The organism is Pedobacter sp. 22226, assembly GCF_052045455.1.
Taxonomy (GTDB): Bacteria; Bacteroidota; Bacteroidia; order Sphingobacteriales; family Sphingobacteriaceae; genus Pedobacter; species Pedobacter jeongneungensis.
Map to the genome: position 1 here is coordinate 104,257 of NZ_JBQEPB010000009.1, position 11,994 is coordinate 116,250.

Sequence of the window (11,994 nt, forward strand, 5' to 3'; positions counted from 1 at the left end):
AGTCTGGATGACGACTATTTTGGAATTTTAACCTAAAATTTCATCAATTAATTTAATCTCTTCTTCACTAAATGTTATATTATCTAAAGCTTTAATTGAATCTGTAATCTGTTCTGGTTTACTGGCACCTATTAATACTGTTGTAATTCTATTGTCTTTTAAAATCCATGATAAAGCCATGTGTGCCAGTTTTTGTCCGCGGGCTTTTGCTACTTCATTTAATTTACCAATTACTTCAATTTTTTCAGGGGTTATGTTGCTTTCTTTTAAGAAAATGCCGCTGGTGGCCACCCTCGAGTCAGCCGGAATACCGTGCAAATATTTATCGGTAAGCAATCCTTGCGCTAAAGGTGAAAATGGAATACAGCCTACACCATTGTTTTCTAAAACATCAAGTAAGCCACCTTCAACCCAACGCTCAAACATCGAATATTTTGGCTGGTGTATTAAACAAGGTGTACCATTGTCTTTTAAAATTTTAATGGCCTTTTCAGCTTCTTTCGCCTGATAGTTTGAGATACCTGCATACAAAGCCTTTCCTTGCTGCACCATTAAACTTAAAGCACCCATGGTTTCTTCGAGTGGGGTTTCCGGATCGGGGCGGTGATGATAAAAAATATCAACATAATCCAGTTTCATGCGTTTTAAACTTTGATCTAGACTCGATACCAGATATTTTTTCGATCCCCAGTCTCCGTATGGGCCATCCCACATGGTATATCCGGCTTTGCTCGAAATAATCATTTCATCGCGGTAGCCTTTAAAATCTTCGTGAAGGATTTTACCAAAAACTTCTTCTGCCGAACCCGGAGGCGGACCATAGTTGTTGGCTAAATCGAAGTGGGTAATGCCATTATTAAAAACGGTGTAAATTAAGTTCTTGCTGTTCTCAAAAACATTAACATGTCCGAAATTATGCCATAAACCCAATGAAATGGCTGGTAATTTAATGCCGCTCTTGCCACAACGGCGGTATAACATTTTATCGTAGCGTTCTGCAGATATAGGCTGATTCATATTTTATGATTAGAACGCAATAATAATCAGTTTCAATGGATTTTAAGGAATGCTGACTTAGATTTTAGCTATTAAATATTATACTTCCGGAAAGCCGGGGCCATCCAATTGAAAAAGACTTCTCAGCAATGACGGTACGAAGATGCTTTGTAAAGGCGGTTTCATCTCTTTTATAGTATTTCTACATTTTGTCATCATCATTTCTACAAATCATCTCATTGGTGCTGCTTAAAGTAAATAATTCTTTACTATATGGCTTTACAATCATCTAAATCGTTTTATTTGTATTGTTAAGTGATATACTTATATTTAAAAAATAAATAAAATCTAAACCAAGTATTCCATTTTATGAAATTAAAATCATTAGCGGGCCTCGGCGTTCTGGCTGCAATCGGATTTGCATCCTGCCAATCTGAAACCAACAAATCTTCCTCAACAGATAGTTTAAAAAGCGACTCTGCAGCGATTGTAAAATTATTTCCCGATTCTTTTAAAAAAGAAATTGACGGCAAACAAACCGCTTTATACACTTTGAAAAATAAGAACAATGCGGAAGCTATTTTTACCAATTACGGCGGGCGTTTGGTGAGTTTATTGGTACCCGATAAAGATGGTAAACTGGTTGATGTTGTGGTGGGTTTTAAAAGTGTAAGCGACTATGAAAAATCGACAGAGCCGTATTTTGGTGCAACCATTGGCCGCTACGGCAACCGAATTGCCAAAGGAAAATTTACACTTGAAGGTAAAACCTATTCATTATTTACCAATAATGGTCAAAATACGCTCCATGGAGGGAAAAAAGGTTATCAATACGTGGTTTGGGATGCTACCCAACCAGCAGCTAATACTTTAGTATTACGTTATTTATCAAAAGATGGCGATGAAAATTTTCCGGGCAATTTAGATGTTAAGGTTACTTATACTTTAACCGATGATAATGAATTAAAAATGGATTATGAAGCCAAAACAGATAAGACAACGGTGGTAAATTTAACCAACCATGCGTTTTTTAATTTAAATGGCGATGGAAGCGGAACGATTTTAAACCATGAAGTGCAAATTTATGCTGATGGATATACTCCAGTAGATTCGACCCTGATCCCAACAGGGAAAATTGAAAAAGTTGCAGGAACACCTTTCGATTTTAACAAAGCAACAACGATAGGTGCACGCATAAACGACAAAAACGAACAATTAACTTTCGGGAAAGGTTACGATCATAATTACGTGCTCAGTAAAACCAAAGCGATGGGTATGTTTCATGCAGCTACTGTTAAAGGAGATAAATCAGGAATTGTAATGGATATTTATACGCAAGAACCTGGTTTACAGTTTTATAGTGGTAATTTTATGCAAAGTAAAAATACCTTTAAATCGGGTGCAAAAGATGATTTCAGAACGGCAATAGCAATGGAAACCCAGCATTTCCCCGATTCTCCTAACCAGCCTGCATTTCCATCGACAGTATTGAAGCCTGGCCAGGTTTATAAATCAAGTTCAATCTATAAATTTACCAAATAATTTTTGGTAATCCCTACATCTCAATAATGATAACATGATATACGGTCTGTGGAAACACAGGCCGTATTTGTTTAGAAAAGATCCTGTAAAACCGGATCGGTATAATCTTCTATAAAAGCAATGATGTTATTATAAGCCGAAAACTCCTCTTTGGTATGCATGGTAGTAAGCGCTATACATTTCATCCCCGCATTTTGTGCCGCTTCAACACCTTTTGGTGCATCTTCAAAAACAATACATTCGCTGGCATCAATGCCTAAAATCTGAGCACCTTTGGTAAAAGTTTCTGGATCAGGCTTGCTGTTTACCACATCTTCGGCACTCACTATTGTTTTAAAGTAGGAACGGATATTTAAATTATCGAGTACAAAATTGATATTAAAAGGAATTGCAGCCGAACCGATGGCCATTTGAATACCTGATTGTTTTGCCTTTTCCATAAACTCCTTTAATCCGGCAATCAGCGTTAAATGTTTTTTATACGCGGCCTGGTACCGGTGTTCTTTTTCAATGGAGATCTGATCAATCTGCTCCTGAGAAAAATGGCCAACACCAAAAACACGTTCTAAAAGGTCCTGGTTTTTACCGTACATCTGTTTTTTTACCGCATCGAAGCTGATGCTAGCACCTAAATCCTGCGTAAGGATACTATGCCATGCCTCATTATGAAAAGCCATGTCGTTAATCATGGTACCGTTTAAATCGAAGAGAAAGGCTTTAGGTTTAGGAATTATCATGGCGGCAAAATTATCAGATTTTTTGATGATTAAGTTAAAATAGGGACATCAATCCAAAATTTAACATTTAGATTATTCCTGTATCTATAAATCGGAACATGTTGGTAAATAAATCTGCATAAATATAATTTTTAACGCCTGCACCCGTTTGCGTATTTGGAAATCCGGCATACAAGTAATAGCTTGCATTGTTTTAAAAACCGGGATAATGTTATGGATGCTGCCAGGCATGAAAGTGAACCGCTTATTAAATATTTAAATGATCTGGAACCGCTGTGCGAAAAAATAATCGAGCAGGCAAGGGCCGAAACATTTATGGTTTCTGTACGTAAAAACAATATTTTACCTTGTTTTAGCGAATTACATGGAGATTGTTTATATTTTATTATCAAAGGTTTAGTCCGCGGCTTTATTGTGGATGAAGGCAAAGACATTACTTCATGGTTGATTGATGAAAATCATTTAATTGGAAGCATCAGAAACCCTGGTACGCTTAAACCTACTTACCAGGAGCAGTTTCAGGCCCTGGAAGATTCAGACCTGCTTATTCTTCCATACCGCTTTATCGATGAGATGTATGCGCAGTTCCCCGAAACTAATGTGTTGGCTCGGAAACTTCTGGCCATTCATTATCACCTGTCGCAGGAGCGTTCTATTTTATCCAGAATACCTTCTGCAGAAGCACGTTACAGGCAATTTAAAGATGGCCACCCGAACATAAAGTTCAGGGTTCCGTTAAAGTTTTTAGCCAGTTATCTCGGCATCCGCATTGAAACTTTAAGCAGAATCAGAAAAAAGGAAAAACTTAAGGATTAACCCGTTCCTTTTTAAAGTAGAAGTAACATAAGGGGAAAAGGCAGATCAGTCCCAGTAAAAATCCGCCAACGGTATCGGTAAACCAGTGTGCTCCTAAATAGATTCTTGAAGGGGCAATGGTAACAATCAGAAAGGCAGACAGATAAGTAACGGTATTTTTAGTGCGTTTCGGGATGTTCTCCAGATTATACATGAGGATAATCAGAAAGCCAAAAAATAGCGTATAAGATAATACGTGCCCGCTTGGGTAGCTTTGAAAACGGTTTACTTCTACCAAACGAACGTAAAATGCTGTTGGCCTTGGGCGGTTAATTACATTTTTTATGCCTAAAATTATCAGTCCGGATAATAAAACGGTCGAAATGAAGATTCCTTCACGCTTGTATTTTTTCCAATAGAAAATGGCGGCTACCACTACAACCGAAAGTAACGAATAGGGCAGTTCGCCAAAAAAGCTGATGGCCAGCATTACTTTATCTAACCAATCGGCATGGAATTGCTGAATAAACAGCGAAATTTTAATATCAGCATCGAATATCGGATGTTGGGCTATAAAAATGCTTAATCCTGTAAATGCTACAATCAGTACCAGCAGGATAAAAATTAAAGTATTTCGTTTCAAAAGGATGGACATAGGCTGATCAAAAATCAAAACTATGGATTTTATGTCAATAGAAATAAAATTTTGATGGTTTTTAGGAAATCAACCATATTTCTAAAATCTGGTACGATATAAAATATTTGATTTTTGGTGCAACAAAACTACAGTAGTGAGAAAAATTCATCAAGGAAATAAAACGATTCATCAAGGAAATAAGCCTATATGTATAAACCGTTATGATATGTTAAAATGATTTTGAATCTTCGAACCAGATAATAAGGATATCTATGCTTACGAGGTTGGCAGGATTAATTTCCTGCCGACTGAAGAAGCACACCACTCTACATTTATTCCATAAATAATAATTTAGTGTTAACGCTCCAGCCGAAGCCACCTCCTTTAAATGAGGAGGTGCTTAGGTTGTTTTTTGCTATGTATAACGATCAAAGCTATTAAGCTGCACCAGTTAACCAGGTTAAACAATTAATACAATTCGAAGTTAATAGTTTGCAGTGTTACTTTATATAGAGGTTACAAATCACTCAACTATAATAAAATATGTTGGAAGGTTATTTTACAACAATCTGCTTTGGATCGGTAACAACAATCTGTTTTTTGCCTTTAAATTCGGTTACAATGCCGGTTACGCAGATTTTATTACCCATAAACATGCTTGAAGGTTCTGAAGGAAATTTACCTTCGTCTTCTTTATTGATAACCACGGTAATGAGTTCTTTTGGATAAGCACCACCTAAATTAATCAAAGTTAACTTTTCCAATCCCTTTGTGCTGTAAACCGAATCGCAGATGGTCACATTTTTACCTACGTACTGAGCGGCATCTTTAGCCAATACTAAAGTTTGACTTTTGGCATAAAATGCACCGGCCGATAATAACAGAAGGAGAGATAATTTTTTCATATTGACGGGATGAATAAACGAAAATGGCCAAAGTGCCAATACCGTTTTTAGCAAGTCAAAGTTAAGCTGAATTTGACAGAAATCAATAGCAAATTTCAAACAAGCATAAATTTTACATGAACAGGATTTTTTCTTCACGTGGATATTTTCTAAATTGTAAGATTAAGATCACCAGCCAAATATTTTAGCCTGTATGAAAGTGGATTACATTGCGTTATCTGTGCCAGTATTTTTTATCCTTATCGGGATCGAACTGGCCTATAATTTTTATAAGAAGCTAAACTACTACCGGCTAAACGATAGTATTGCCAACTTAAGCCAGGGGATAGGGCAGCAGCTTACCGGCATTTTTATGAAGACAGCCCTGTTTTTTGGGTATAAATACATTTTTGAGCATTGGCGCCTGTTCGAATTGCCAAAAACCATCTGGATCTGGATCCTTTTGTTTATCGGTGTCGATTTTTTCTATTATTGGTTTCACCGGATGAGTCACCAGGTAAATGCTTTATGGGCAGCGCACATTGTGCACCATCAGTCAGAAGAATACAACCTCACCGTTGCTTTGCGCCAAAGCTGGTTTCAGGGCTGGTTTAGCTGGGTGTTTTACCTGCCGCTGGCCTTTGTTGGTTTCGATCCGGTTATGTTTTTAACGCTGAGTTCCTTTAATACGCTGTATCAGTTCTGGATCCATACCCGGGCAATTAAAAATATGGGTTTTCTGGAATATATTTTAAATACGCCATCGCATCACCGGGTGCATCATGGCTCTAATCCTAAATACATCGATAAGAATCATGCAGGCACCTTAATCATCTGGGACCGTATTTTCGGTACTTTTCAAAAGGAGGAAGAAGAAGTTTATTATGGCATCACCAAACCTTTGGCCAGCTGGAACCCCGTTTGGGCAAACCTTCATTACTGGGATGATCTGGTTAAAACGGCTAAACAATCGCCAAAAATCAGCGATAAGATTAAAGTTTTTATAAAACCTCCGGGCTGGTTCCCTTCACATCTGGGCGGGTTTCAGTCTGCACCAGAAATCAATCCCCTCACTTATCAAAAATACAATCCGGCATATCAATCTAAATTAACCGGCTACGTACTCGTACAATTTTTAGTGGCTTTGGCTGCAGGCTCGGCCATATTGTTTTCCTACCATAAAATGGAAACCATGGCTGTAGTATCAGGATCTTTTTTTACGATATTTATTTTAATTACCTGTGGGGCGTTATTAGAGCAGAAAGCATGGCAAATTAGGTTCGAATATTTCAGGTTAATGTTTGGCATTTTATTGGTGCTGGTTTTTAAATTCGCTATCGGATATCAGGTTATATTTGTGGCGATCCAGTTAATATCCGTAATTTGGTTCTTTAATTTGCAAAAGGCAAATCCTAATCCTGATGAAGACTAAGCTATTTTCATTTATTTTTTTTCTGGTATTTGTAATTCAACTTTACGCTGAATATACCAATAATGCCGGCTTGCGTACCTTTTCTAAACCGTTAATTGTGATGGTACTTTTGGTATGGCTCTACGCTGGTACAAACTTAAAAGGCCGTTTCCATAAAAGGATTTTTACGGGTTTAATTTTTGCATGGGCAGGAGATTTGTTACTCATGTTGCAAAATGGGAGGACAAGTTTTTTTATTTTCGGTTTGGTTGCCTTTTTAGTTTGCCATATTTTTTACATCAGGGCTTTTACGCTCGATCATAAATCCAATCCAGGTCATAAAACGCCATATTTTCTGTGGGCAGTAGGGACCTTTGCTATTTTCTGTTCAGGTTTGTTTTTCTATTTGCAGCCGCATCTTGGCGTAATGCAGTTTCCTGTTTTAATGTATGCCATTATAATCTGTGTAATGGTGCTTATGGCGGTTAACCGTTACGGAAAGGTGAATATTTTCAGTTTTAAACTAATACTTTATGGGGCGCTTTTTTTCCTGCTGTCTGACAGTGTTTTAGCTGTGAATAAATTTGCACAACCCATTCAGCAAGGCGGTGCGCTGATTATGGCTAGCTATATGATTGCACAATATCTGATCGTTTATGGTACCATAGAACGCAAGCTGGTGGTAACAAGGACTGAAGTATAGTTTTTTTTTCTTGAAAAGCAAGGTTCTGTGCTAATTGGTTGCTGTAGTCCTGCTATCGTTCCAATCTTTTTAATCGGGTATTGTCAGTGCATTGAATACGGAGGGAGTATATCGGTTACAGGTGCTTCATGCCTCAGCACTATAGTTATGTATGGTTGTGCAAATTAAAAAGGATTTCCACTTTATCAGGTTTATAAAACTCCAGGCAGGAGAGGAAATAAAAATATACAACATTACCTGAACCTTCAACATTACCCCCTACTTTCCACCTTTCTTCTCTTTATCCAAAACCGTAAAAACCTGCACCAGGCGTTCGCCATTCTCATCAACAAGTGTTAAAGTATGCTTACCTGGCGGCGGACTAATGGCCAATTGATGAAAATTAGTGGTGGTGGCAACATATTCATTATCAATATGCCAGTATATTTTTGAACCCGAATTCCGGTGTGCCGCGTTAATTACAATTTTACCCCTCGTGCCATCTAACTCTAACGGAATGTACACTATGGCGTTATTTTTAGGATAAATTACTTCCATTACACTATTCCCACCTGAAGGATTACAACCCTCTTTAAAAGGAGGAAGGTTTTTATAATCGCTATTTTTTATTTTATAATAATATTCCATTGCCGGTGGCAAGATAAACCAGCTTTTGTGCTGCATATTGGTTACACTTTCGCATTGGTCGGTTACGCGGTAAGCTCCTGTTTGATCCAGATGTACCAATTTGTGGTAGGGGCAAACGGCAGTTTTCTCTCCAGAGACAGGCATAAATTCTTCTACTACACTTGTGCAGTATTCTCCGGCTTTGTAGCCGCTCTGCTTACATATTTTCAGCTTTTTGAGTTTAGTAGCTGGTGTTTCGAACCATTTTCCATTGGGCAATAGCCTAAAAATATCGAATAAAACCGGGGCTGCTGCTTCGATACCCACAAGGCCAGGCCTTCCTTCACCATCGGCATTGCCCACCCAAACGCATACAACATAATCAGGGGTTAAACCCACTGCCCAGGCATCGCGGAAGCCAAAACTGGTGCCTGTTTTCCAGGCGACTCTCTGTGATGATGAAAACTGTTCCCATAAACCTTCATCGCCGGGCCTCATAACTTCTTCCATGGCATTAAAAGTGGCCCAGATCGAACCGTGATCTAAAAATGAATTGCGCTGGTAATCTTTTTCATCTTTACTGTTGGTATTAAAATAAGTTGCAGGTTTGTAATCGTCAGGATTGTAAAGCCCTTTATAGGTATTGAAATGGTTTAATGTACGCACCATGCCCATGTAGGTATTGGCCAGATCCCACATGGTTACCTCGCTACCGCCTAAAATCAGCGAGAGGCCATAATGATCAGCCGGTTGGTTTAATGTGCCGATTCCTAATTTTTTAAGCTTATCGTAAAAACGTTCGTATTTATATTGCTGCAGCATTTTTACTGCCGGGATGTTTAGCGAACGGCTCAGCGCTTTATCTGCAGCGATGGCACCATCATAGCCTAAATCGTAATTTTGTGGCGAATAACCCGCTATTTGTGTAGGAATATCCGGAATTAAGGTATGTGGTAAAATGAAACCATCATTCATCATACTGGCGTAAAGCAAGGGTTTTAAGGTGCTGCCAGGACTGCGTGGTGCTTTAATCATATCCACATGACTTTGCAGATCGGCATTTTCAGGTTGATAAATATTGCCCACGTAACTTACTACCTGGCCGGTTCTGGCATTAAGCACCAAAGCCGAAATATTATTAATGTCGTTGGCCCTGTAGCGATTGTTATAACGTTTTAAAATCGTATTTACTTTTAACTGAATGTTTTCATCTAATGTAGAAGTTATCCTCGTAGAATTGATTTTAAGACTTGCTCTTTCTGCTTTAAAACGGTTTAATAAGTGCGGCGCATTTTGCGGCAGGGGCATAGGTTTGCCTGGAACCGGTTCTAGTTTTGATAAATTAGCAGTAGCCTGATCGATGTATTTAAGCTGAGCGAGTTTATCCAACAAATCGTTTCTCTTTTTAATCAGTCTGGTCGAATTTTTACCCGGATGAACCAAAGACGGACTATTGGGAAGAACCGCGAGCGTTGCCATTTCGCCCCATGAAAGTGTTTTGGCATCGCGGCCATAATAGCGCCAGCTGGCTGCTTCTAAACCAATAACATTGCTGCCGAAAGGCGCATTGGTAGCATATAAACCTAAAATTTCTTCTTTTGAATGCTTTAGCTCTAAGCGCAAGGCTAAAATTACTTCGAGTAGCTTTTGCCAAACGGTGCGGTCTTGCTTCCGCGAGAGCCGGATGACCTGCATGGTTAAGGTACTTCCACCACTTACCACACTTTTAGCCCGCCAGTTCTGGCGCATGGCCCGGCTCATGGCCAGAATATCAACGCCGAAGTGATTATAAAACCGCTTATCCTCAAATGCTATAATACAATCTTTAAATTTTACGGGAACGCTATCGGCCACCGGGAAGCGCCATTGTCCATCGCTGGCAATTGCAGCACTTAATAAATTTCCATTACTGGCCTCGATAACGTAGGAGGTTGGTGTTTTGAAAAGTTTTGAGGGTAATGAAAAAAGAAATCCCAAAAGCAAGGCAATACAGAAAAGATCGGAAATGAGGAATGCTTTCGGGGTTTTGTTCATTTGTTTTGATGATTTATTAAGTTTTGATTCGTGGAGACATGAACCAAGACGACACGAACCGTAGCGGAATATTTAAATATTATTACTAAAATAGGTTAACGCTTATGCGTGGTTCAGAATCAGAAATAGGGCTTAAGCGTTTTATAAATTTATTTATCAAGTGCCTTATTTAATACCGTTTCAAAAACTGGCTGGAAATACGTTAAAACTTTATCATTTATTAGTTTGTAATTTTCTTTATCAAAAACTACCTCATCGAATTTATGATTTTTATAGCCGGGCTCAAGGAGTACTTTAAAATCATTGCTTCCTTTTAAATACCTGATCAGTGAAAAATTATAAAACAACATCGGTCGTTTATCATACATACTCAATGTTGCAATGCCAAAATCATGATCGAAACCAAAAAACATTCGCATAGGATCTGCTAAGGTGTAGGCATTTTTTGTTCTGATAATTATAATCTGATCCAGGTTATTTTTAATACAGAAATCTTCAGCATAAGCAACCATTTTTTTGTATTTATATCGCTGAGAAAAATACTCCAGCTCTTTAAAATCAAAATTTTCTAATTCCTTATTTTCAACATTTTTTTTATTCAAATAATTAGTCAAATAAGTTAACAGATTAAAATTTAAGTCGTTTTCGGCAAGTACTTTTGGCTTAAATGCTCCTTTAAGGTAAATATATCCCATCTGGTAGTTACTGTCGGATACAATTGCGGTTTTTTGTGCAATTGAACACAAGGGAATAAAAAAAACAAGAATTGTAAATATAATTTTCATTCGGACTGATTTCTGTTGTGTATGTTCTTCGATTCGTTATTTCCTCCAAAGCCATGGTTCGTTTCGCACGAACCATTCTTAATTTAAATATCAATTGTTATGATTCGCTTATCACAAACCAATCAATTTTAAAATTCTAGTCTTAAATCCTTCAAAAAGGGATATCTCAATTCATTTTTCTCATAAAAAGATGCCGAAGAGTATAAATAATCTTCTGGGTTAACTGCTAATTGCCAATGCTCTGTACAAGGATTATGATGTAAATATGCTAATTTTTGATAAGCTACTGCTGGTGAATATAAATGAATTGCTAATGAATCTCTCTGCCAAAATTCATAATTTTTATTGATTGCAGCAGTAAAATAATTTCTTAATTCATCTTGATTTAAGAGTTTTTTAAATTCATGGGCCGTATATTTTAAAAATGAACCTTGAACAGTTTCTTTTCAATTTAATTCATTAGTTCTCCAAATGGTATGGATGTGATTTGGCATAATAACAAAAGCAAAAACATCAAGTTTTTTTAATTTACTCAAATGCTCTAATGAGCTTAGGATAATCTTTTTAAATACTTCTTTTTCCAATAACTTTTGCCATTTATTTATAGTAGCTGTCCAAAAGTAAATTTGACCAATCTCCATATAATTCTTTCTTCTGCCTTCAAATAATTTATACATGCTTATTTAGGTTTTGATTTGTGACGACAAATATTTTATCAAATTTTCGGTTCGTGGACACACGAACCGCGGCGAGTTGGACTTTCACCTTACCAATGCCATGGTTTCGTGTCTCCACGAACCATTTTTGTAAAATTCAAATGCTCCGCCATGGTTCGTGTCATCACGAACCATTTTTCTTTCTATT

The 11,994-nt window shown here is 37.5% G+C and carries 11 protein-coding genes; 4 read left to right on the top strand and 7 right to left on the bottom strand.

What is annotated here, in order from left to right:
- Positions 1-27: 27 nt before the first annotated feature.
- The gene (gene mgrA / locus ACTJKC_RS20030) at positions 28-1,017 is read right to left on the bottom strand and encodes an L-glyceraldehyde 3-phosphate reductase (RefSeq protein ID WP_440794698.1); all 990 of its coding nucleotides are present in this window, start codon (positions 1,015-1,017) and stop codon (positions 28-30) included.
- Between the two features lie 348 nt (positions 1,018-1,365).
- On the opposite strand from mgrA, the gene ACTJKC_RS20035 reads away from it, so the two are divergent.
- The gene (locus tag ACTJKC_RS20035) at positions 1,366-2,538 is read left to right on the top strand and encodes an aldose epimerase family protein (protein ID WP_440794700.1); all 1,173 of its coding nucleotides are present in this window, start codon (positions 1,366-1,368) and stop codon (positions 2,536-2,538) included.
- A gap of 71 nt (positions 2,539-2,609) precedes the next feature.
- Here ACTJKC_RS20035 and ACTJKC_RS20040 read toward each other — a convergent pair whose 3' ends face one another.
- On the bottom strand, positions 2,610-3,275 hold the full coding sequence (locus ACTJKC_RS20040) for an HAD family hydrolase (protein ID WP_440794702.1): 666 nt from the start codon (positions 3,273-3,275) through the stop codon (positions 2,610-2,612).
- Positions 3,276-3,488: 213 nt separating this feature from the next.
- Between ACTJKC_RS20040 and ACTJKC_RS20045 the strand changes: the two genes are divergently transcribed.
- Positions 3,489-4,091 carry a Crp/Fnr family transcriptional regulator gene (locus tag ACTJKC_RS20045; RefSeq protein WP_440794704.1) on the top strand — a complete coding sequence of 201 codons (603 nt, stop codon included), beginning with the start codon at positions 3,489-3,491 and terminating at the stop codon, positions 4,089-4,091.
- Here ACTJKC_RS20045 and ACTJKC_RS20050 read toward each other — a convergent pair.
- Together ACTJKC_RS20050 and ACTJKC_RS20055 are read right to left on the bottom strand one after the other, a co-directional pair.
- Positions 4,081-4,713: a phosphatase PAP2 family protein gene (locus ACTJKC_RS20050; protein ID WP_440794706.1), complete on the bottom strand. Its 633-nt coding sequence runs from the start codon at positions 4,711-4,713 to the stop codon at positions 4,081-4,083. The genes ACTJKC_RS20045 and ACTJKC_RS20050 overlap by 11 nt on opposite strands.
- 548 nt (positions 4,714-5,261) lie before the next feature.
- A complete protein-coding gene (locus tag ACTJKC_RS20055) occupies positions 5,262-5,612 on the bottom strand; it encodes a hypothetical protein (protein ID WP_440794708.1) in 351 nt (116 codons plus the stop codon).
- 193 nt (positions 5,613-5,805) lie between these two features.
- Here ACTJKC_RS20055 and ACTJKC_RS20060 point away from each other — a divergent pair, with 193 nt between their 5' ends.
- Positions 5,806-7,023, top strand: a complete 1,218-nt coding sequence (locus tag ACTJKC_RS20060; protein WP_440794710.1) for a sterol desaturase family protein — start codon at positions 5,806-5,808, stop codon at positions 7,021-7,023.
- Entirely contained in the window at positions 7,013-7,705 is a 693-nt protein-coding gene (locus tag ACTJKC_RS20065; protein ID WP_440794712.1) for a lysoplasmalogenase, read from the top strand. Before ACTJKC_RS20060 ends, ACTJKC_RS20065 begins: the two co-directional genes overlap by 11 nt.
- A gap of 258 nt (positions 7,706-7,963) precedes the next feature.
- Here ACTJKC_RS20065 and pbpC read toward each other — a convergent pair whose 3' ends face one another.
- From pbpC to ACTJKC_RS20080, 3 genes are all read right to left on the bottom strand, one after another.
- On the bottom strand, positions 7,964-10,345 hold the full coding sequence (gene pbpC, locus ACTJKC_RS20070; RefSeq protein WP_440794714.1) for a penicillin-binding protein 1C: 2,382 nt from the start codon (positions 10,343-10,345) through the stop codon (positions 7,964-7,966).
- Between the two features lie 149 nt (positions 10,346-10,494).
- Positions 10,495-11,130, bottom strand: a complete 636-nt coding sequence (locus tag ACTJKC_RS20075; RefSeq protein ID WP_440794716.1) for a hypothetical protein — start codon at positions 11,128-11,130, stop codon at positions 10,495-10,497.
- 446 nt (positions 11,131-11,576) lie between these two features.
- The gene (locus ACTJKC_RS20080; protein WP_440794718.1) at positions 11,577-11,807 is read right to left on the bottom strand and encodes a hypothetical protein; all 231 of its coding nucleotides are present in this window, start codon (positions 11,805-11,807) and stop codon (positions 11,577-11,579) included.
- Between the last annotated feature and the right edge of the window lie 187 nt (positions 11,808-11,994).

Bases quoted from the DNA above. Each gene is read 5' to 3' on its own strand.
- ACTJKC_RS20040 (WP_440794702.1), bottom strand. From the start codon at position 3,275: ATGATAATTCCTAAACCTAAAGCCTTTCTCTTCGATTTAAACGGTACC.
- ACTJKC_RS20075 (WP_440794716.1), bottom strand. From the start codon at position 11,130: ATGAAAATTATATTTACAATTCTTGTTTTTTTTATTCCCTTGTGTTCA.
- mgrA (WP_440794698.1), bottom strand. From the start codon at position 1,017: ATGAATCAGCCTATATCTGCAGAACGCTACGATAAAATGTTATACCGC.
- ACTJKC_RS20060 (WP_440794710.1), top strand. From the start codon at position 5,806: ATGAAAGTGGATTACATTGCGTTATCTGTGCCAGTATTTTTTATCCTT.
- pbpC (WP_440794714.1), bottom strand. From the start codon at position 10,345: ATGAACAAAACCCCGAAAGCATTCCTCATTTCCGATCTTTTCTGTATT.
- ACTJKC_RS20045 (WP_440794704.1), top strand. From the start codon at position 3,489: ATGGATGCTGCCAGGCATGAAAGTGAACCGCTTATTAAATATTTAAAT.
- ACTJKC_RS20055 (WP_440794708.1), bottom strand. From the start codon at position 5,612: ATGAAAAAATTATCTCTCCTTCTGTTATTATCGGCCGGTGCATTTTAT.
- ACTJKC_RS20065 (WP_440794712.1), top strand. From the start codon at position 7,013: ATGAAGACTAAGCTATTTTCATTTATTTTTTTTCTGGTATTTGTAATT.
- ACTJKC_RS20080 (WP_440794718.1), bottom strand. From the start codon at position 11,807: ATGTATAAATTATTTGAAGGCAGAAGAAAGAATTATATGGAGATTGGT.
- ACTJKC_RS20035 (WP_440794700.1), top strand. From the start codon at position 1,366: ATGAAATTAAAATCATTAGCGGGCCTCGGCGTTCTGGCTGCAATCGGA.